The sequence below is a fragment of the Litchfieldia sinesaloumensis genome, assembly GCF_900156865.1.
Taxonomy (GTDB): domain Bacteria; phylum Bacillota; class Bacilli; order Bacillales; family Bacillaceae_L; genus Ferdinandcohnia; species Ferdinandcohnia sinesaloumensis.
Genome location: NZ_LT732529.1, coordinates 1,187,264 through 1,207,307, shown reverse-complemented (window position 1 = coordinate 1,207,307; position 20,044 = coordinate 1,187,264). Strand labels below are relative to the sequence as shown.

Here is a 20,044-nt window from a genome sequence, read left to right as displayed (position 1 = left end):
GTGATGACAATGGGACAAATGAATGATGCGAGGGACCGAATAGAAGACATTTTAAACGAAAAAGAATATCGGATTTACTATGATGAATCTCGGAATTTGTTTGAAGAATGGTGGAATCAATTAAAGAAATGGTTAGCTGACTTATTGGAGAATTTATTTCCATCAATCGGCTCTGCAAATGGTGCTGCTGAACTAGTACTTCTTTTGATTATTTTTGGTGCTCTTCTGCTATTAGGGATTGCAGTATTTTACCTAGTACGAAATACAAGAAGTAAAAAGCTTAGCAAACAGAAACCTCTTCATTCGGATAAGGAATTAAGCTGGACCTATCAAAAACACTTGCGAGAAGCTAAAAAGCAAGAAGAAAATCAGGATTTTACTGCTGCTACGAGACATCTATTCCTTGCACTCCTCCTCTACTTTCACGAAAAAGAATGGTTGGAAGCAAGAGCATGGAAAACAAACTGGGAATATTATGATGAGCTTCGTAAGGTCAATCAGTCTTGGGCACATGAGTTTTATGACTTAGCATTGGTGTTTGATGAAGTAACATATGGAGAATATGAGATTGATAAGCTTGAATACTTACAATTTCGGGATAAAGCCTTTACGTGGCTAAGTGACATAAAAGGGGGAGTGGTGAACGAACATGCGCAAACCTAAAGTATGGATGATTTTAATTGGACTGATTACACTCCTCCTATTTTTAACGTATTTTATTGAATCACATAATCCAAAAGTGTATCCGCGATACGTTTCTGAATCTCCTGCACCAACTGGTGTTAAGGCTTTATATACCTACTTAAACGATGAAAATAAGGCGAAAAGATGGTCGCATTCACCTAACCTTCTTACTAATAAAGAAGATAATCAAGTTCTAATTATGGTGGAGCCTTATTTTACACCAGAACAAGAAGAAGCGCGTGGATATCTTGATTTTATACAAGCTGGTAACAAGCTTATACTATTTAAAGAAAACCCAAGGGGAATGTTTGAAGCGAAAACACTTCCTGCTTACACCGAACCCTTCATAGAAGAAACAACTTCACTAAAAGATAATCAGGGAACAGTATATGATGCAAATGTACAAACACCAAATCGAATCATTCCAACTGAAAACGAGACCATCTTACTTGAAGATGATGCAGGTGTTATTGCAACCAGTCGAAAGATCGGTGAAGGGGAATTAATAATTGCACTTACACCAGAGTGGCTCACAAATCATAATCTCTTAAACTATGATCATCTATCGCTTGTGCTATCGTTAATCACAAATAACGAAGCGTCCATTTATTATTTTGATGAATATGTCCATAGTACTAAAAACGCTTCTGGATTCACTACATTGTATCCTAGTTGGTTTCTACTTCTCCTTTTGCAAAGTGGTTTATTAGTTCTATTGTGGCTTTGGTACAAAGGAAAACGGTTTGGCCCTGTTAGTGTACTCCGTGAGGAAACAGTTCGTTTTAGCGATGAGGGTATACGTGCATTAAGTGCTTGGTATATAAAAGGAAGGTATTATCATGAATCATTAAATATCCAAGCCGACTTTGTTAAGCAGGTGATACAGGAAAAATGGGGGACACCTTCTCATAAAGATTGGACCGTGCTATCAAAAAAGCTTGCCGGACGATGGTCTGGCCAAAGAGATGATGATATAAAGAGATACTTACGTAATCTTACAAATGCTTTGCAAAATGAGCAGATTTCAAAACGAGATTATTTACAATGGTCGAAGAACTTAGATGAATTACGAAAAGAGGTGGAGAAAGGATGAGACAAGAACTAGCATCCTTACTTGAAAAATACGAACAACGAATCTTAGGTCAACATACAAATTTACGGCTTCTATTATCTGCTATTCTGGCAGGTGGTCATGTATTAATTGAAGGTGTACCAGGAACCGGAAAAACACAGACTGTACGCACACTTGCAACGTTGCTTGGCGGAGATTTTACTAGAATTCAGTTCACTCCCGACCTATTACCAAGCGACATAACTGGAAGTATGATATACAACATGAAGGAAGGGAGCTTTGAAACATTAAAAGGTCCTGTTTTCACCAACATCCTACTGGCTGATGAAATAAACCGAACACCGGCAAAGACACAAGCTGCTTTACTAGAAGCGATGGAGGAAAAACAGGTTACTATTCAAGGTGAGACTTACAGCCTACCAGAGGTATTTTTTGTTGTTGCCACTCAGAATCCGATTGAATTTGAGGGTACCTATCGCTTACCGGAAGCACAGCAGGACCGTTTTTTATTCAAGCTTCAGATTGATTTTCCTAGTTTCGATGAAGAGAAGAATGTTGTAAAACATGTAATTGAGCAAAGCTTTTCTTCAGAGGATCATTCAAGTGTACTTGATCTTACGACTTTTTTAACAATCCGAAAGGAGATTGAACAAGTTACAGTGGGAGATGGGGTACTTGATTATATCATGCAAATTATTAGAAAATCGAGAGAATCGGAAACCATTCGTTTTGGGGCAAGCACAAGAGCAGGTATCTCTATAGCTAAGGCAGCACAAGCTTGGGCATATTTAGCCGGCCGAGACTATGTAACTCCTGATGATGTAAAAATGGTATCAAAGCCTGCACTTAGACACAGAATCCAGCTATCCCCACATGCAGAATTGGAGGGTATCACCGTTGACGAAATCATTGAAGAGCTTGTGGGATCGGTTCCTGTTCCTAGATAGAGGAATTCTACCCACAACACGTTTGATTTTTTGTTTATTCATCCTTTCGATTGGTTTAGTTATTGGCCTCTTGTTAGAACTTTCGTGGCCAATGATTATTGGCTTAAATGTAATTGTTATCGCTGGTAGTTTACTAGACCTTATGTTTTCACCACGAAAGAAACATCTTTCTGTAAAACGCATCGCTCAGGATGAAATGGAAAGAGGGGTCTCATCTTCAATTGTAATTGAAGTAACAAATCATTCAGAATATGGTTTAAATTACCGTTTAGTGGACGACATTCCAAGTTCTTTCACTAACTCTTTTCCAATCAAGGGGAGGATTCACAAAGAGACCACCTCAAGTATTACGTATCTAACCGAACCGTTGGAGCGGGGAGATTTTCAAATTACCAAGCTCTATTTTCGGTACAAAAGTTTTCTTGGGCTATGGGAAAAACAACTGACATTTCAAATGAGTAGCAAGGTAAGGGTTATACCCGACTTATCCGAAACAAGACAGTATCTAGAGAACGCCCAAAAGTTTTTATTATATGAAGGTGTCAAAATCCGAAAGCAACAAACAGGTGCTGGGGAATTTTCTAAAATTAGAAGCTATGTAGTGGGTGATGACCCACGTACGATAAATTGGAGACAGACTGCGAAACTCCATGAAGTAATGACAAATGAGTATGAACCAGAGCATGGAAAATACATTACGATTTTACTAGATTGTGGGAGAATGATGGGTGCTGAATTAGAAAAAGGGAATCGCCTTGAAAGAGCGATTGAGTCCGCTATTACTGTGGCAACCGCAGCCCTTGAAAATGGAGATTATGTTTCGATTTTAGCATTTTCTACGGATGTAAAAGTGTTTGTGCCTGCCGGTAAAGGGATGGCTCACCTTCAAACGATTTTGCATGCCATTTATAATCTTAAGGTTGATGCAGCGGAGTCCAATTATGGAGCGGTTTTCTCTTATTTGGAAACGATACAGAAAAAACGAAGCCTTCTTTTATTGTTCAGTGATGTACATACATTTGTAAGGGAAGAGAGTGCACTGATTTATTTACGAAAACTTAGACAACGACATTACTTCCTAATGATTGGCGTAGAGGATGAGACACTGCATAAACGAATAAATGATAATCCTTCAAATGTTCAAAGTGCTATGTTAAAAAGTATGGCACAGCAGCAAATGATGATGAAAAACAGTAGGAAACGTAAATGGGAAAAACAAGGCCTCCTGATGATAGAGGCCAAAGAGGATAAATTAGCCGTCACGGCAGTATCTTATTACATTGATATTATGAATCGGAATTTGCTGTAGCTTCTTTTTTATTTAAGAATAATTTCCCTGTAACAACATAAAGCACTAATCCAATGACTGTAATGAATGCGACTGCGTATTTGGCTTCAAGTGAAATGGTAGCAGGGGTAATGAAGCCCTCAATAATACCAGCAATAATAAATAGTGGAATTGTACCTAATAAAAGCTGCACAGAGCGTTTCGCCTGGTATTTTAGCTGGTAGCCTCTTGTATAAGAACCTGGTACAAGAAGTTTATATCCCATTAAGAGTCCGGCTCCACCTGCTATGAAGATCGCAGTAAGCTCAATCATCCCATGTGGGACAATGTATGCCCAAAAATCATATGTTTTTCCAGAATGCCAAAACAACCCTGCTAACGCACCAATAATAATACCGTTATAAATTAAGATATATACGGTTAAGAGTCCAAAGGTTATTCCGCTTGCAAATGCAAGAATGGCAACTTGAATATTGTTGGTCATGATTGTCGCAGACATAAGGGAAGAATCGACTGCACCATCTGAACTACCTAAATAATCAGGGTCTACGCCTTGTGCGATATCGGCAGGTAGAATGGAAAACATATGGAGAGGATCCTGAACGACTGAGAAAAAGCTCCCTACTCCACCTAATGTAAACAAAATCATAGCGATAACCACAAACTTCCATTGTTCAAGCAAGAGTCCAATAAATTTTGTGCTAAAAAAGTAACGGATTTGCTGAAAACTCGACACTTGATCTTTGTAAAGGAGATTATGAGCCTTAGAAACTAGGCCGTTCAAATAGGGAGTAATTTCTTCGTCTGGAAAATACGTCTGACTATAGGAAAGATGCTGTGCGCACTTTTGATAAAGGCTATGAAACTCATTTATATCAGAAGCGCTACGTAATTTTTTTCGTTTATGTAGACTGGAAATCAACTGCTCAAGTTGCTTCCATTCGTCTCGATGCTGTTTTACAAATTGTTTTATATTCAATCTCATCACCTCTAACACTCGCAATATCCTTATTATAGTAATTTTAGAGAAAAATAGAAATAGCATATTATAAAATTCGCCGGGTGGTATGAATACCCAATTTAGTGAGCATAAACTCAACAAAGCGAACAACGAAGAAAAGGGGGATCCTTTTGAATCAAGAACAAACAAATATTAAAACTCCGGAGTTTGTCTCGATCCAGTTTCAGCTAGCAGGGGTAGGTAGTAGGGCCGCTGCTTTTTTTCTCGATACTTTGATCTTAACGACGGCTAGTTTCCTAATTTTACTTACGTTATTTCTCATTCTATACGCAGGTTCCGAATTTTGGTTTTTATCAGATACGTTGTCCTCCGGTCCAGTCGCAATCACCATTGTTCTCTTGTTTTTATTAAACTGGTGCTATTTCTTCCTTATGGAGTTTTTTGCCGGGGGGAGGACAATTGGTAAAAAAGTGGTAGGGATTCGAGTAATTCAAGAAAACGGTCATAGTATCACTTTGCTATCTAGCTTTATCCGTAATTTCCTAAGGATTATCGATTCCTTACCAGCATCCTATTTCTTAGGTATCATAATGGTCTTTTTTCATTCAAAACATAAGCGTGTGGGAGACTTAGTTGCAGGGACCATTGTTATTCATGAAAGGCGAGCAAAAAACACTAAAAAGTCGAGTCCCCTTGAAAAAGAAATTCAAATGCGTGGCCTTTCAAGTGACTCCCTTCCAATCGACCAGTGGTCTTTAAAATCGATTGGGAATAAGGAATGGAAGCTACTACAAACGTATTGCAATCGTTTTTTACACTTAAAGGATGAGGTGAAGGATAGACGAACAAAACAGATTGCAGAAATATTGCTACCAAAGATCGGACTAGAAGTTACAGGAAAAACCTATCAACAATTAGAAAATGAGCTATTAGTCCTATATTTGATTCTAAAAGATGAATGGGAATTCGAACTATAATCCCCTACTTTAGACTGACATTCTATATAAACAAATGTATAATAAATATCGTATTAGACAAGCAATATATGGTGTGTTAGATCTTAATTAGGAGATTGTAAAATGAAATGGAGAAATGGTACGATATACCTACTCGCATTAGGCCTATTATTTGGATGTTCAAAACAGGATAAAGTCGAAACAGTTGAGGTAAAAGGAGTCGCAGAAGTAGAAGTAATCCCGACTATCGAGAAAGCCTTGCCGCCTGAGAATTCAAAGGAGCGGACGGAAGATATCACGCATTTAATGATTCATTTTACTAGTAATGCAGCAGTGAATCCAAAAGATCCGTATAACTTAGACGATGTTTATTTCATCTTTAAGGAATATGGTCTGTCTGTGCATTATATCATTGACCGAGATGGACAAATCTTTAATCTCGTTCCAGAGAACAGGGTAGCCTATCATGCAGGAAAAGGGAGTTTACCAAATCTTCCTGGGTATGAAAACAAACTGAATGAGTTTTCGATTGGGATTGAACTACTTGCAATCGGAACAAAAGAAGAAATGTTATCAATGATACCGGAAGATACATATAACGAAATTGATACCTCATTGACAGGGTACACGGATGCTCAATATGAGTCACTCCATCGATTGATAACAAATATTATCCAAAGAAATCCAACCATTAAAAATGACAGGCAACATATCATAGGTCATGATGAGTATGCACCCGGACGAAAAACAGATCCTGGATCACTTTTTGATTGGAAACGAATCGGCTATTAACAAAAACATCTACTATTTAGGAAGGCCTCCTATAATAGGTAGATGTTTTTTTCTATTTTGAAATAGTTTGAAAAATATGATAATTTTACTTATAATGAAAACGTATACACGAATTTTTCTTTATTCTTATAAAGGGGGAATCTACTTGTACGTACCAATGATTTTATCACAATTTTTAGATCGAGCGGTCAAGCTTTACGGAGAAAAAATAGCTCTAATTGATGAACACAAACGTTTTACGTATGCCCAAGTAAATGAACGCGTAAATCAGTTGTCACGAGGCTTAACCCATCTTGGTGTGAAAAAAGGAGACCGTGTCGCATATTTAGCACCGAATACGTCTGAGATGTTTGAGGGCTTTTACGGGGTATTTCAAATTGGAGCTATCATAGTTCCATTGAATACAAGATTGATTCCCACTGACTATGAATACATTCTTAATCATAGTGAAACAAAGACTTTATTTGTCGATTATGAACTTATTGGTCACATAGAGCCAATTCGCGAAAAACTACATACGGTTGAAAAAATCATTGTCCATGGGCAAAAAGGGGACATCGAATGGGCGATTTCCTATGAGGAGTGGCTCGAACGTTTTGAAAAGGCACCGATTTCCCGACCAGAAATGGATGAAACAGATATTGCAACTCTTTTATATACGAGTGGAACAACTGGTAAACCAAAGGGGGTTATGCTGTCACATCGAAGCAATTACCTCCATGCGTTAACAACTATGCATCATCTAAGGGTATCAGACCGTGATACACTTCTACATATCCTTCCCATGTTCCATGTAAATGGCTGGGGTTCACCTTTCTACTATACAGCTAACGGAGCAACACAGGTTTGTTTACGACACGTAAAACCTGAAGAAATCTTTAGAAAAATTAACATGTATAATGTCTCCGTCATGCATATGGCACCAACTGTACTTAACTCTTTACTACAATACGCAGCATCCTCTGGCTATAAGAAACAAGACCAAGACATTCGTATCGTCGTCGCCGGCTCAGCACCTCCACCAGCATTTGTAAAACGTGTAGAAGAGGAGCTACAATGGGAGTTTATCCAAGTTTATGGTATGACAGAAGCTGCACCACTCATTACGACTTCCATTCTTCGTGATACTCAGAGTGCACTCTCAAATGAAGAGAAATATCGCGTTAAGGCAAAAGCTGGCTATGAATTTATAGGGGCAGAGGTTCGTGTAGTTAATGAATTTGGGGAGGATGTCGCTCAAAATGGAAAAGAAATTGGTGAGGTCATCGTCCGAAGTAACACTGTAATGGATGGTTATTTAAACAATCAAGAGGGAACTGACGAAGTAATTCGAAATGGTTTTTACCATACTGGCGATATGGCGGTTGTGGATGAACAGGGCAATATCGAAGTTGCAGATCGGAAAAAAGATATTATCATCAGTGGTGGAGAGAATATATCCTCCATTGAGGTTGAAAGTGTATTATACGATCATCCTGCCGTTTTAGAGGTAGCAGTGATTTCCATTCCACATGAAAAATGGGGCGAAACACCTCAGGCAATCGTAGTAAAACGAGAGGGATTTGAGATAACAGAAGAAGAATTGATCACCTTTGCACGTAGTCGCCTAGCTCATTTTAAAGCACCCACTAAGGTTGTCTTTAAAAATGAATTACCCAAAACAGCATCCGGCAAAATTCAAAAAGTACATCTTCGTAAAGAATACTGGCAAGCAAAAGAAAAGTTTATAAACTAATAAGGATTAGTACCAATGAAAAAGGCAAGCAACCTAATGCTCGCCTTTTTTTCATCAATGAGAATTGACATCTCCACTTGAATATTCATTTACGCAAGAGCTGGGTTTCGTAACAAATACTGAAGTCTAAAAACAAGTCTTCTTATGAACAACGTGATCTTTACGAATGGATAAAACAACTCAGGAAATAAGCGAAATAGAATATTCAATGTATATCCCTCCACATTGATTTTAGTGAAAGTATATTCTTTCACAGGATTATGTTGTCCAAACGGCGAATTATTAATGTGTAAAAGGTATGTTTTAATCCAAACATTGGAAAGATAAAATCGTACATATCTTTTGGGGAGGGAAAAGCATGGAGTCCGTAAAAGTCGGTGAAGTTTTTTCGATTAGTGATGAGACAGGTGAAGAACAAGAAGTTGAAGTGCTTGGCGTTGTATCAATTGAAGGGATTGAATATGCAGCAGTAAGCTTTATCGAAGATTTGGATGAGGAATCTGAAGATGATATTGATATTTTCTTCTTGAAAATTGATGAAGAAGGGGATTTCTCGGCAATTGAAAGCGATGAGGAGTTCGACAAGGTATCAGCTGCATTTGATGAAATCTTTGATGAAGAGTTAGAAGACGAATAATTTCCCAAATAAGGAGCCCCCACGTAACCTACGTTGGGGTTCTTATCATTATTTAACCTTCCACTCTTCAATAATTTCTTTTACCTTCTTTTTTTCAATGATGTTAATTGCATAGTAGGTAATGTTTTTACTTTTCATTTTCCTGACTGGATGATGGGATACCCCATATATATCTCCAAGGACTAAAACATCCACCATTGAAAATCCTAATATAATCATTGGCTTCCTGTTTCCAGTCCAAGTACCTCTTGTACCTAAAACGACAGGGGACGGGTTTTTCTTACTTTTTATGTATTCATCAACCCAATCCTGCTCAGTTACAGTTTTAAACATTTACACAACTCCACATCTATTTTGCATCCTTAAGATTTAACAAAAAAATTCAATTCTATTCAAAAACAGTCAAATTTCATATAAAATGGACGTTATAGCCTAAAATGTTTCACTCTACATAAAATCAGTTTAAATTAAGCTAGTCGTTATGGATATGAATTCTTTACAGAATAATCATCTTAAAGAGGAGGAAATGCTATGAAAAAGGCTTTACTAAATGTAGATTATACAAATGATTTTGTAGCTAGTGATGGGGCACTGACTTGTGGAGAACCAGGTCAACAAATTGAAAAAGAAATTGTACGTATCACTGAAGAATTTATAAAAAATGGGGACTTTGTCGTATTCGCAATTGACCTTCACAAAGAAGGCGATGAATTACATCCTGAAACAAAATTATTCCCTCCTCATAATCTAGAGGATACGTCGGGAAGATTACTCTATGGAGATTTACAAAGAGTGTTCAACGAGCAACAAACAAATTCGAATGTTTATTGGTTGGATAAAACAAGATACTCTGCATTTGCAGGAACTGATCTAGATATCAAATTACGCGAGCGTGGGATCACAGAGGTCCATATCGTTGGAGTATGTACAGATATCTGTGTACTTCACACTGCTGTAGATGCGTACAACCGTGGATTCAAAATTGTCATTCATAGTTCGGCCGTTGCAAGCTTTAATCCGGCGGGGCATGATTGGGCACTAGGGCATTTTAAAGATTCAATAGGCGCAGAAGTAATTTAATGACAGACACGGTTTATATTATTGGAGGTTTATTTTAATGAACAAATATAGTAAGGACGACAGCTTTGCATTACATACAGATCTTTATCAAATAAATATGACAGAAACATATTGGAGGGATGGATTACATAACCAGAGAGCTGTATTTGAAGTGAATTTCCGTAAACTACCCTTTGGCAATGGCTATGCAGTTTTCGCTGGACTTGAGAGAATTATTCACTTCCTAGAAAATTTCTCATTCAGCGAAACTGATATTGCCTATTTGAGGGAAGAAGGCTATGATGATGACTTTTTAAATTACCTGAAAGACCTTCGCTTTACTGGAACTCTTCGTTCAGTAAAAGAAGGGGAAGTGGTATTTGCAAATGAACCACTCCTTCGTATTGAGGGACCGATTTGTGAGGTAGTGCTCTTAGAGACTCCAATCCTAAATATAATCAATTACCAGACTCTAATCGCAACTAAAGCATCACGGATTAAACAAGTTGTTGGGGATCAAATTGCAATGGAATTCGGGACAAGACGAGCTCACGAACTTGATGCAGCCATTTGGGGAACAAGAGCAGCCTATATTGCTGGGTTTGATTCTACCTCTAATGTTAGAGCAGGTAAATTATTTGACATACCAATTTCAGGTACACATGCACACTCGATGATACAAGCTTTTCGAGATGAATATCGAGCTTTCAAGCACTATGCAAAGACTCACAAAAATTGTGTGTTCCTCGTTGATACATATGATACGTTGAAATCTGGAGTTCCAAATGCAATTAGAGTTGCAAAGGAAGAAGGAGACAATATTAACTTTATCGGAATTCGCTTAGATAGTGGTGATTTGTCCTATCTATCTAAAGAAGCCCGAAAAATGCTCGATGACGCAGGATTTAAAGACGCTAAAATCGTAGCATCCAACGACCTAGATGAACATACGATTATCAACTTGAAATCCCAAGGAGCAAAAATTGATTCATGGGGTATTGGAACAAAGCTTATTACTGCATATGACCAACCGGCACTGGGGGCTGTTTATAAGTTAGTGTCAATTGAAGATAAAAACGGAAATATGGTAGACACTATCAAAATAAGCGGTAACCCTGAAAAAGTTTCAACACCAGGATTAAAGAAAGTGTATAGAATCATTAATAAAAGCAGTCAAAAATCTGAAGGGGATTATATCACGCTTGAGCATGAAGACCCTCAAAACGAAAAACGAATTAAAATGTTCCATCCAGTTCATACGTTTATAAGCAAGTTTGTTACCAATTTCGAAGCTAGAGAATTGCAACATACAATTTTCGAAAACGGAAAACTCGTATACGAGATTCCAAGCTTACAGGAAATTCGTGAATATTTAAATGAAAACCTAGAGCTTCTTTGGGACGAGTACAAGCGTACTCAAATGCCAGAAGAATATCCTGTTGATCTCAGTCAAGCATGCTGGGATAACAAAATGAAACGCATTGAAGAGGTAAAATTGAATATCGAGGAAATGATAGGCAAAATAAACGAATAATGTTTATTGCGAAACAAACCTGGGAGGGATATTTTCATGAGTATTCAGCAACAAATCATGAAAGACCTAAATGTAAAGCCAACTATAAATCCGAAAGAGGAAATCAAATTAAGGGTCGATTTTCTCAAAGAATATCTTTTGAAAAGTAGGACAGAAGGCTTTGTGTTAGGAATTAGTGGCGGTCAAGACTCAACATTAGCAGGAAGGCTTTGTCAACTGGCGGTTGAGGAGTTACGCAATGAAGGGCACAAAGCATCCTTTGTCGCAATTCGCTTGCCATATCGTATACAGAAGGATGAGGATGATGCTCAGACTGCACTATCCTTTATCAAACCAGACCGTTCTCTTACATTTGATATTGCTAGCACTGTTGATGCATTTGCAAATGAGTATAAAGATTCGACATCACAAGAATTAAGCGATTTTAATAAAGGGAATGTGAAAGCTCGAGCAAGAATGATTGCTCAATATGCGGTTGGTGGCATGCACAATTTATTAGTGGTTGGAACAGATCACGCCGCTGAAGCAGTCACTGGTTTCTTTACGAAGTATGGTGATGGAGGAGCAGACGTACTCCCTTTAACCGGGTTAACAAAGCGCCAAGGCCGTTTGCTACTAAAAGAATTAGGCGCTGATGAACGTTTGTATTTGAAAGTACCTACTGCAGATTTATTAGACAATACTCCTCAGCAAGCTGATGAAACCGAGCTTGGAATCACATACGACCTTCTTGATGACTATTTAGAAGGTAAACAAATACCAGCGGATGAAGCTGAAAAAATAGAAAAACGATATATCATTTCCCAACATAAACGCCATGTACCAGCAAGTATGTTTGATAGTTGGTGGAAATAAAATAGGGCCTACTTCTTATGTATTTAAGCATTAGAAGTAGGCCTTCTTATTTATAGAAAATAACCTCAATAACGATTATCTTCTTCGTTTTTTCGAGTCATCTATTACCTTTTTCTTCACAATCCGATCTACTTCAACTTGAATATGAACATTTTTTTCATCAACTTCTGTAATCTTTATAACCTTGCCTTTACGTCCTTTAACTTTAATTGCTTCATCAACCGCAGGTAGACTCTCGACCAGTCGAGTTAACAATAGATTTTTATTCTCAAAGTAATGAACAACATACATACGGATCACCTCAATAATGTAATGATAAGAGCCCAAATATCACTAAATACTATATGTATGAAAATTAAAATGGTCCATAATAATACAACATTTTTGTTGGAAAAAACTCAATAAGTTGAGCATAATGATATTATGTAAACTTTGTCCTAAATTATTAATTAGCATAAACAAAAAAGGGGTAGCTATAAAATCCTAGCTAGCCCTTTTTTCGGTCATTTTGTTCCGATTTGGTTCCGGTAATAATAGGTTCATTATTGCTGCAGCGAGTACGATAACTATGGAAATATAAAGAGAAAAATTGTAATTGCCGAATTGACTAAATAAAAAACCAGGGATATATGCACCCAATGCAGAGCCGATTTGATGACTTAAAGACAGGCAACCCACTATTACCCCAAGTGAATACTCTTTAAAATATTGAGTTAACAGTAATGAAGTAGGTGCAACTGTTGCGAAATCTACAAATCCAAAAACGGCCGCAAAGAGTAACAGTAACAATGTATCGTGCGAATATACAAGAATCACAATTGATAATGCACGTGTAAAATAGATAAATACTAATAACTTACGGCTACTCCAATAATCGATAATAATTCCAGATAGTAAGATTCCTACGATATTACAAGCCGCTAAAATGCTGACTGCTGTACCGGTCACAGTAACGGAAAAACCATGATGGTGGGATAAAGGAATAAGGTGAGTATCCATCAATCCCGTCGTGGTGAACCCACAAATGGCGAAAGGTAGCATTAAGAACCAAAATTGGCGCATTTTAAAAAGGGCTTTTAAGGAAACGGATTTCTTTACAGATTTGTTTGTTGCACCTTCCTCGATTACGTTCCCACCAAGAGGTTCCATTGCCTTGTCATTTGGATGATTTCGTAAAAAGAATAGAATGACAGGGAACACAATAACAATTAACAATGCCCCAAGAATTAAAATAGTTATTCTCCAATCAAACCAATGAATCAATATTAATGATCCAGGAACAAGAAGCATTTGTCCAAACCCAAAGCCTGCTTCCATAATACCTAGTGCAAGTCCGCGTTTTTTATTAAACCAGTTCGTAATAAGAACCGTCCCTGCAACGTTAGAAGCCCCACCGACACCAATCGAAACAAATGAATAGAGGAGGAACAGTTGCCAAGGTTGAGTTACAAAGCTGATTAATAGGAAGCTTATCCCAACTATGAATGTACTAACCGACAATATAAATCGAGCACCATACCTATCTATCAAACTACCTATAAATGGCTGAGATACACCATAAATGACAAAACTTAAAGTCGAAATAAGGGAAGTTGTTGCCCTATCCATATGTAAATCATTTTCCCAAGGTTCGACGAAAGCCCCGAATGCAAGTCTGCCTCCTTGAACCGCTAAAAAGGCGAGGAATGTAACAAATACAATCATCCACGCATAATGAAGTTTACCCTTCAAATTAATCTCCTTCTTCCTGATGAGTGAAATAACCCTGTAGTACGTTAATACATTAGAGTAATGGTACCAAATGTTTATCAGATTTTTCAATCATTATTTATTGACCTACTAGAGTAATAAGACAATTGCCCTTCCTTTCAAGGAATAAAAACATATTTTAGTAGTATAGTTCGGTAAAAAGGAGGGAGTAGATGAGCGGGAGAAGAGGATTGGGATTTTGCATGCCTGGCTATAGGTGGTGTGGACCAGGATGTGGAGGTACTGGTCCACCAACAAATCGTGTTGATTCATGTTGTATGAGGCATGATTTATGCTATCAACGTTTTGGCCCATCACGAGAGTGTGATTTAGCTTTCATGGAGTGTTTACGGCAACAAAGGAATCGGTACTCAAAAGAGGGAAGAGATGCAGCACTTTTTTATAATGTAATGAGACTTAGGAATATTTTTCGACTATAAAAGAGTGCCAGTCAAATCTGTTAGATTGGATTTGATTGGCACTCTTTGTGTATGTTGCGGCTACAGGCTTCCTGAATCTATGTTTATTAAGCAGTTCCTAATGTAACACCTAATTTTTTCAAGTATTGACGATATGCAATACTCATACGGTCTGATTTTAATGAAAGCTCAACTTGTAAATCTAATGGCAGATCTTCAGGCTTTTGATTTTCAACAATTGGCTTGTCCTGTGCAAAAATCATGTCTTGGAACTGAATCGTTTCTTCATCAGTTGTACCAGTTTCATAGTTAAAGGAGATGATTCCATGAGCAATGGATTTTCCTTCTGTGATAGGTTGTATCATAAGGACTATTGTCATCTTATTATCAGAATCAGGATCTCTCTTTGTAAATTGAACAACCAGCGGGTTGAAGACTTCGTACGTATAATATACATCCTTTGATACTCCAGTACCATCAGGGTCGGGTTGGAAGATTGCGATCTCATCTGAATAAATACGCTCTTCAACTTGATGAACTTGATAATCACTAATCACCGGTTTTTCTTGAACTCCTAAGAATCCCTCATGGACAAATGCAAGGTGGCCAACATCTAGAAAATTCTCAACAATTCTTGGGGGATTTGCATTAACCTCAGTTTGTCCCCATAAAACATTGTGATAGCTTTTATCAATAAATGGCTGATATGTAAACATCTCAGGATTATTGTTATTTAGATTAACCCACACATAACCATATTCTTCTCTACATGAAAATTTAATTGCCTTCGCTTTTAAAGGGATTTTTCTTCCTTCAGGCAATTGAGGAATTTTGGTACATGTACCTTCTGAATCATATTCCCACCCATGATAAGGACAAACCAATTGTCCGTCTTTTACACAACCTTGTGAAAGGGCAGCACCTCGGTGAATACAAAGATCTTTAAAAGCATGAATACCTTCTTCAGTTCTAAATAAAACGATTCTTTCACCTAATACGATTACTTGTTGTGGGTCATCTTTAATATCTTCAGCTCTAGCTGCAACAACCCATTGATTTCTCAAAACCTGGTCCTCAACTAACATGACCAATCCTCCTTAATTCATTATTCCTCCTTACATTTTAATTATATCAAGCTAGTTAGTCAACAAAAACCGAACAATAAAAAGTAATCAATGTAAAATATTCGTATTTTTTGTTTACATTTTTAAAAACCTTCTTTATAATTCAAATATATTAAAGAACACGATAGTAGTGTATTTTAACCAATGTTAATTATCAGGAGTTCACACTCTGAAGAAACATCCATTTATTCATTACTTATTTCATAATATTGGGGGAATAAAAGTGGAACAAAATTCACAAAATCCGAACTTATCCATCGGAGTTAATGACAAAATTAGTATTGGTAAATCTCTTCTCTTAGGATTTCAACATGTACTTGCAATGGATCTTTATATTGCACCCATTATTATTGCGGGACTACTCGCATTAAACACTATGGACACAACTTACTTTATTCAAATGTGCTTCCTAGCAGCTGGTATTGCTACACTCCTGCAAACAATCGGGGGGTTAAAATTACCTGTTGTTCAAGGTCCATCGTATGTACCAATCGGTGCCCTTGCAGCCATCGGCGGTAAACTAGGTCTAGGGGCTGTCTTCGGTAGTTTAATACCTGGTGCGCTGTTAATTGCGATTTTAGGATATCCGCTAAAAATATTTGCAAAAACTGTCAGGAAAATAATCCCTCCATTAGTTGGTGGAACAGTAATTGTAATAGTTGGAATTTCATTAATGCCAAGTGCCTTCAACAGTATTTACACGTCACCAGGAAACGTTGGTCATAATGTAATTGTCGCTGCTATCTCTGCAGGAGTTTTATTGGTATTTATGCTACTTGGTCGTAAGAAAAATGGATATGGCACATTTTTCCGTTTAGTATCTGTTATTCTAGCGATTGTAATTGGTACAATTACAGCATCATTTTTTGGAACCGTAGATTTTTCAGTTGTTAAGGATGCAAAGTGGATTTCATTACCAAGCTTCTTCCCATTTGGAAAACCTGTTTTTGATCTTCAAGCAATCTTAACAATGGTATTTATTTATATGATTATACTAATTGAAACAACAGGAACTTGGTTTGTTGTATCGACAGTTACAGGTGAAGAGTTGGATGATAAACGTCTAAATCGTGGGTCAGTAGGCGAGGGGATTGGCTGTTTTGTAGGATCTTTAGTTGGCGGAACACCGGTGACTGGTTATTCTTCTAATGCTGGTATTCTTGCAATTACTGGGGTTGCAAGTCGTATGGCTATAATTGCAGCGGGGATTATCTTGATTGTTTTAGGCTTGATTCCAAAGCTCTCCGCAATTATTACTTGTATTCCTCAACCTGTAATCCAAGGTATTTTTGGTGTTGTCTGTGTGGCAATCGTAATGAATGGTCTTAAAGTTATTCAACGTATAACGATTGATGACCGCAACATGATTGTTGTCGGCGTTCCCATCCTATTAACTGTTGGAACAATTGTTTTACCTAAAGAGATACTTTACAGTGTCCCTGATTTCGCAAACTACATTCTTTCTTCTGGTACTGCTGTCGGGGCAATCGCAGTATTGGTACTAAACTTGATTATTCCAGAAGTTAAAAATAATTCAAAACCAGCTTCCTTATCCTAACAAAGAAAAGCCATCTAGTATTTAACTAGATGGCTCTATTAATCTTATGCAGTTACTACTTCAGTTGGCTCTTCTAATTCATCGGCTGGTCCAAAGAACTCAAAGTGGATATTCTCGGATACAATTCCCCATTCTTTTAATGAGCGATACATCATTTTCATAAATGGTACTGGGCCACAGAAGTAGAAGTCTGCATCTTTTGTATTGATCGTTGATTTTAACCAATCAAGGTCAATAAATCCTTCTCTGTCAAAATTCATTTCTTGTCGGTCCTTGTCAGTTGGGGCAGAGTACGCAACGAAATTCTTCACATTCTCATGTTTCGCCGCAAGAGCTGCTACCTCATCCTTTAACGCATGCACCTCACTGTTAAGAGCACCGTGGATAAACATAACTTCACGCTCAGGCTGTTGCTCAACAATCGTGTTTAACATACTCACCATAGGAGTTAAACCAACACCTCCGCTAATTAAAATAGCAGGTGTTGCTTTTTCTTCTAGCACAAAGTCACCAGCAGGCGCACTAACTGTAATCACATCACCTTCGCTAATTTCTTGATGTAAGTAATTTGAGACAACACCATGTTCTTCACGTTTTACACTGATGCGATAATAATCTTTTCCAGGTGCATCTGAAAGACTATAGTGGCGGATATGTGTATATTCATCACCTTCAGGCTGAACTTTAACTGTTAAGTATTGACCAGCTCGATAAGACGCAATTTCTTTACCATCCTCTGGTTTTAAGTAGAAGGATGTAATGACATCACTTTCTTTTACTTTTCGTTCAACAACAAAGTTTCTGAAGCCTTCCCAGCCACCAGGCTGTTCTTTTGCTTCCTTATACATTTCTTTTTCGACACCGATAAATGCGTCAGCAATGACACCATAGCTTTCCGCCCATGCATTAATAATATCGTCTGTAGCCGCATCGCCTAAAACTTCTTTAATGGCACCTAAAAGATTCTCACCAACGATTGGATAATGCTCTGGCTGAATACCAAGTGCACGGTGTTTTTGACCAATTTGTTTAACAACAGGAATAATCGCTCCTAGATTGTCGATATTAGCTGCTGCAGCGTAAACCGCATTAGCTAAAGCAGTTTGTTGTCGACCTTGTCTTTGGTTAGCGTGGTTAAAAATATTTAATAATTCTGGGTTATTCGTAAACATACGCTTGTAGAAATGAGATGTAATGTCTTTTCCGTATTTTTCTAGAACTGGGACTGTACTTTTCACGATATCAATTGTTTTTTGACTTAGCATTTATAACGTCCTTTCTAAAACAAATAGTTTAAATACATGTTTATAATATAATAACAGTGCAAATAAAAGATACCTTTATAATACATCTTTTGAAAAGTTGTCACATTTACGAAAAAACAAAGACTTCCATGCTATACTTAGTTTGAACTCATAATGCGAGGAGTTTTATACGTATGAAATTAACAAATTACACAGATTATGCTCTACGAGTATTAATGTACCTAGCCCTAAAAAAGGAAGATGAATTAACAACGATTCAAGAAATTGCAGATGCTTATCATATTTCAAAAAATCATTTGATGAAGATTATTCATCACCTAGGGAAATTGGAATATATCAAAACGATTCGTGGTCGTAATGGAGGCTTTAAACTTGCTAAGCAACCAAAAGATATTAATATCGGGGAAGTAGTTTCGAATACGGAAGACGATTTCAATATCGTTGAATGTTTTAAGGAAGGTGGGGGCTATTGCTCAATTTCACCATCATGCAAACTAAAACACGCCCTAAATGAAGCTTTAAAGGCGTTCATCAATGTATTAAATGGCTATACACTCGAAGATCTTGTTACGAATAAATCAGACTTGATTGATTTATTTCGTATGCAGGAACAGGAACTAGAACAGGGCAAATAAAAAACTCTCAACTTCATGTAAATAACCTATAGGAACCAATACTAGTCGTTTAACATACATTTAAATAGACGATGTAATTAGAAAATATTGGTTTCAAAGGAGAAGAAGTGAGATTATGAGACATACGTCTGGTTTTTATTGCCCTTACTGTCACGGATACTTAGAACCACGGAATATGAATTATGATTATTATTTCCAACAATATGCGCCACAGTACACTGGGCCATATTACGAATGGGATTGGAATTGGAATCGAAATCCAGATACAATCCTAGGAAAAGCCACTTGGACTTGGGGCGGAACGCCAACGAAGTGTGAGATTGGATGGTCCTACGATAATAACATGACTGTGGCTGTTGGAGAGAATAGCCCATTTAAATGTGGGCAACGATTACGAATTCGAAATGTTTCATTTGTACCGAACCAAGACATTATTGTAACTGTAGTCGACGAAGTAAAGAAATTTCCAGCTAATCGCATCAATCTTCATCGTAAAGCTTTTGAAGCCTTAGGGGCAGCACCTAGCGTTGGCGTGTTAAATGTAGAAATTACACCAATCGATTAAAAGACCAAAGGAGAACAATGCTCAAATTGTCCTCCTTTTTTTATTGGTCTGTTTCCGACTGTTCCTCTTGATTTTGTTGGTCGCTTGTATCTACTAGTTTTTCTGAATGTAATACATCGTAAGCGGGATTTGTAATATAAAGAACCTGGTTTTTCAGATGTTCTTGCTTTTCCATACGCTAACACGTCCTTTCTTATTGATTATGTTTC

At 37.4% G+C, this 20,044-nt stretch carries 22 protein-coding genes; 15 read left to right on the top strand and 7 right to left on the bottom strand.

Annotated features, from left to right (window positions below; translation table 11 throughout):
* The first annotated feature begins 3 nt into the window (after positions 1-3).
* From CZ490_RS05920 to CZ490_RS05905, 4 genes are read left to right on the top strand one after another with little or no spacing between them, the layout of a single operon-like run.
* Positions 4-663: a DUF4129 domain-containing protein gene (locus CZ490_RS05920; RefSeq protein ID WP_234987292.1), complete on the top strand. Its 660-nt coding sequence runs from the start codon at positions 4-6 to the stop codon at positions 661-663.
* Positions 650-1,777 carry a DUF4350 domain-containing protein gene (locus CZ490_RS05915; protein ID WP_077618033.1) on the top strand — a complete coding sequence of 376 codons (1,128 nt, stop codon included), beginning with the start codon at positions 650-652 and terminating at the stop codon, positions 1,775-1,777. Before CZ490_RS05920 ends, CZ490_RS05915 begins: the two co-directional genes overlap by 14 nt.
* A complete protein-coding gene (locus CZ490_RS05910) occupies positions 1,774-2,703 on the top strand; it encodes an AAA family ATPase (RefSeq protein WP_077618032.1) in 930 nt (309 codons plus the stop codon). The genes CZ490_RS05915 and CZ490_RS05910 overlap by 4 nt, the downstream gene beginning before the upstream one ends.
* The gene (locus tag CZ490_RS05905; protein WP_077618031.1) at positions 2,654-4,012 is read left to right on the top strand and encodes a DUF58 domain-containing protein; all 1,359 of its coding nucleotides are present in this window, start codon (positions 2,654-2,656) and stop codon (positions 4,010-4,012) included. Before CZ490_RS05910 ends, CZ490_RS05905 begins: the two co-directional genes overlap by 50 nt.
* Here the strand turns inward: CZ490_RS05905 and CZ490_RS05900 are convergent.
* Positions 3,990-4,970, bottom strand: a complete 981-nt coding sequence (locus tag CZ490_RS05900; RefSeq protein WP_077618030.1) for a stage II sporulation protein M — start codon at positions 4,968-4,970, stop codon at positions 3,990-3,992. The genes CZ490_RS05905 and CZ490_RS05900 overlap by 23 nt on opposite strands.
* 152 nt (positions 4,971-5,122) lie before the next feature.
* Between CZ490_RS05900 and CZ490_RS05895 the strand changes: the two genes are divergently transcribed.
* The 4 genes from CZ490_RS05895 (at position 5,123) to CZ490_RS05880 (ending at position 9,072) form a co-directional block, all read left to right on the top strand.
* The gene (locus CZ490_RS05895) at positions 5,123-5,929 is read left to right on the top strand and encodes an RDD family protein (protein WP_077618029.1); all 807 of its coding nucleotides are present in this window, start codon (positions 5,123-5,125) and stop codon (positions 5,927-5,929) included.
* Between the two features lie 102 nt (positions 5,930-6,031).
* On the top strand, positions 6,032-6,700 hold the full coding sequence (locus CZ490_RS05890; protein WP_077618028.1) for an N-acetylmuramoyl-L-alanine amidase: 669 nt from the start codon (positions 6,032-6,034) through the stop codon (positions 6,698-6,700).
* Between the two features lie 94 nt (positions 6,701-6,794).
* Positions 6,795-8,435, top strand: a complete 1,641-nt coding sequence (locus CZ490_RS05885) for a long-chain-fatty-acid--CoA ligase (protein WP_407639779.1) — start codon at positions 6,795-6,797, stop codon at positions 8,433-8,435.
* 358 nt (positions 8,436-8,793) lie between these two features.
* Complete coding sequence (locus CZ490_RS05880; protein ID WP_077618026.1) at positions 8,794-9,072, top strand: DUF1292 domain-containing protein; 279 nt, start codon at positions 8,794-8,796, stop codon at positions 9,070-9,072.
* A 48-nt stretch (positions 9,073-9,120) separates the two neighbouring features.
* Here CZ490_RS05880 and CZ490_RS05875 read toward each other — a convergent pair whose 3' ends face one another.
* Complete coding sequence (locus CZ490_RS05875) at positions 9,121-9,405, bottom strand: hypothetical protein (RefSeq protein ID WP_077618025.1); 285 nt, start codon at positions 9,403-9,405, stop codon at positions 9,121-9,123.
* A gap of 198 nt (positions 9,406-9,603) precedes the next feature.
* Here CZ490_RS05875 and CZ490_RS05870 point away from each other — a divergent pair, with 198 nt between their 5' ends.
* Genes CZ490_RS05870 through nadE form a run of 3 tightly spaced genes read left to right on the top strand, consistent with a single transcriptional unit; the run spans position 9,604 to position 12,520 of the window.
* Complete coding sequence (locus tag CZ490_RS05870) at positions 9,604-10,152, top strand: cysteine hydrolase family protein (RefSeq protein WP_077618024.1); 549 nt, start codon at positions 9,604-9,606, stop codon at positions 10,150-10,152.
* A 37-nt stretch (positions 10,153-10,189) separates the two neighbouring features.
* The gene (locus CZ490_RS05865) at positions 10,190-11,665 is read left to right on the top strand and encodes a nicotinate phosphoribosyltransferase (protein ID WP_077618023.1); all 1,476 of its coding nucleotides are present in this window, start codon (positions 10,190-10,192) and stop codon (positions 11,663-11,665) included.
* A gap of 36 nt (positions 11,666-11,701) precedes the next feature.
* A complete protein-coding gene (nadE, locus tag CZ490_RS05860; protein WP_077618022.1) occupies positions 11,702-12,520 on the top strand; it encodes an ammonia-dependent NAD(+) synthetase in 819 nt (272 codons plus the stop codon).
* A gap of 75 nt (positions 12,521-12,595) precedes the next feature.
* Here the strand turns inward: nadE and CZ490_RS05855 are convergent, their stop codons facing one another.
* Both CZ490_RS05855 and CZ490_RS05850 read right to left on the bottom strand, forming a co-directional pair.
* On the bottom strand, positions 12,596-12,811 hold the full coding sequence (locus CZ490_RS05855; RefSeq protein WP_077618021.1) for a hypothetical protein: 216 nt from the start codon (positions 12,809-12,811) through the stop codon (positions 12,596-12,598).
* Between the two features lie 192 nt (positions 12,812-13,003).
* A complete protein-coding gene (locus CZ490_RS05850) occupies positions 13,004-14,251 on the bottom strand; it encodes an MFS transporter (RefSeq protein ID WP_077618020.1) in 1,248 nt (415 codons plus the stop codon).
* 191 nt (positions 14,252-14,442) lie between these two features.
* On the opposite strand from CZ490_RS05850, the gene CZ490_RS05845 reads away from it, so the two are divergent.
* Complete coding sequence (locus tag CZ490_RS05845) at positions 14,443-14,709, top strand: phospholipase A2 family protein (RefSeq protein WP_077618019.1); 267 nt, start codon at positions 14,443-14,445, stop codon at positions 14,707-14,709.
* 86 nt (positions 14,710-14,795) lie between these two features.
* Here the strand turns inward: CZ490_RS05845 and CZ490_RS05840 are convergent, their stop codons facing one another.
* Positions 14,796-15,773 (bottom strand): aromatic ring-hydroxylating oxygenase subunit alpha, encoded by a 978-nt coding sequence (locus tag CZ490_RS05840; RefSeq protein ID WP_077618018.1) that lies wholly within the window; start codon positions 15,771-15,773, stop codon positions 14,796-14,798.
* A gap of 262 nt (positions 15,774-16,035) precedes the next feature.
* Between CZ490_RS05840 and CZ490_RS05835 the strand changes: the two genes are divergently transcribed.
* Positions 16,036-17,370 carry a uracil-xanthine permease family protein gene (locus CZ490_RS05835; protein ID WP_077618017.1) on the top strand — a complete coding sequence of 445 codons (1,335 nt, stop codon included), beginning with the start codon at positions 16,036-16,038 and terminating at the stop codon, positions 17,368-17,370.
* 44 nt (positions 17,371-17,414) lie between these two features.
* On the opposite strand, the gene hmpA is transcribed toward CZ490_RS05835, so the two are convergent.
* Positions 17,415-18,635, bottom strand: coding sequence for an NO-inducible flavohemoprotein (gene hmpA / locus CZ490_RS05830; RefSeq protein ID WP_077618016.1), 1,221 nt, complete (start codon positions 18,633-18,635; stop codon positions 17,415-17,417).
* A 173-nt stretch (positions 18,636-18,808) separates the two neighbouring features.
* On the opposite strand from hmpA, the gene CZ490_RS05825 reads away from it, so the two are divergent.
* Both CZ490_RS05825 and CZ490_RS05820 read left to right on the top strand, forming a co-directional pair.
* Positions 18,809-19,270 carry an RrF2 family transcriptional regulator gene (locus CZ490_RS05825; protein WP_077618015.1) on the top strand — a complete coding sequence of 154 codons (462 nt, stop codon included), beginning with the start codon at positions 18,809-18,811 and terminating at the stop codon, positions 19,268-19,270.
* 115 nt (positions 19,271-19,385) lie between these two features.
* Entirely contained in the window at positions 19,386-19,835 is a 450-nt protein-coding gene (locus CZ490_RS05820) for an RlpA-like double-psi beta-barrel domain-containing protein (protein WP_077618014.1), read from the top strand.
* Positions 19,836-19,875: 40 nt separating this feature from the next.
* Here CZ490_RS05820 and CZ490_RS22785 read toward each other — a convergent pair whose 3' ends face one another.
* Entirely contained in the window at positions 19,876-20,010 is a 135-nt protein-coding gene (locus CZ490_RS22785; protein ID WP_268762024.1) for a hypothetical protein, read from the bottom strand.
* Positions 20,011-20,044 lie beyond the last annotated feature (34 nt).

Bases quoted from the DNA above. Each gene is read 5' to 3' on its own strand.
- CZ490_RS05920 (WP_234987292.1), top strand. From the start codon at position 4: ATGACAATGGGACAAATGAATGATGCGAGGGACCGAATAGAAGACATT.
- CZ490_RS05915 (WP_077618033.1), top strand. From the start codon at position 650: ATGCGCAAACCTAAAGTATGGATGATTTTAATTGGACTGATTACACTC.
- CZ490_RS05910 (WP_077618032.1), top strand. From the start codon at position 1,774: ATGAGACAAGAACTAGCATCCTTACTTGAAAAATACGAACAACGAATC.
- CZ490_RS05890 (WP_077618028.1), top strand. From the start codon at position 6,032: ATGAAATGGAGAAATGGTACGATATACCTACTCGCATTAGGCCTATTA.
- CZ490_RS05885 (WP_407639779.1), top strand. From the start codon at position 6,795: ATGAAAACGTATACACGAATTTTTCTTTATTCTTATAAAGGGGGAATC.
- CZ490_RS05880 (WP_077618026.1), top strand. From the start codon at position 8,794: ATGGAGTCCGTAAAAGTCGGTGAAGTTTTTTCGATTAGTGATGAGACA.
- CZ490_RS05875 (WP_077618025.1), bottom strand. From the start codon at position 9,405: ATGTTTAAAACTGTAACTGAGCAGGATTGGGTTGATGAATACATAAAA.
- CZ490_RS05870 (WP_077618024.1), top strand. From the start codon at position 9,604: ATGAAAAAGGCTTTACTAAATGTAGATTATACAAATGATTTTGTAGCT.
- CZ490_RS05865 (WP_077618023.1), top strand. From the start codon at position 10,190: ATGAACAAATATAGTAAGGACGACAGCTTTGCATTACATACAGATCTT.
- nadE (WP_077618022.1), top strand. From the start codon at position 11,702: ATGAGTATTCAGCAACAAATCATGAAAGACCTAAATGTAAAGCCAACT.
- CZ490_RS05855 (WP_077618021.1), bottom strand. From the start codon at position 12,811: ATGTATGTTGTTCATTACTTTGAGAATAAAAATCTATTGTTAACTCGA.
- CZ490_RS05845 (WP_077618019.1), top strand. From the start codon at position 14,443: ATGAGCGGGAGAAGAGGATTGGGATTTTGCATGCCTGGCTATAGGTGG.
- CZ490_RS05840 (WP_077618018.1), bottom strand. From the start codon at position 15,773: ATGTTAGTTGAGGACCAGGTTTTGAGAAATCAATGGGTTGTTGCAGCT.
- hmpA (WP_077618016.1), bottom strand. From the start codon at position 18,635: ATGCTAAGTCAAAAAACAATTGATATCGTGAAAAGTACAGTCCCAGTT.
- CZ490_RS05825 (WP_077618015.1), top strand. From the start codon at position 18,809: ATGAAATTAACAAATTACACAGATTATGCTCTACGAGTATTAATGTAC.
- CZ490_RS05820 (WP_077618014.1), top strand. From the start codon at position 19,386: ATGAGACATACGTCTGGTTTTTATTGCCCTTACTGTCACGGATACTTA.
- CZ490_RS22785 (WP_268762024.1), bottom strand. From the start codon at position 20,010: ATGGAAAAGCAAGAACATCTGAAAAACCAGGTTCTTTATATTACAAAT.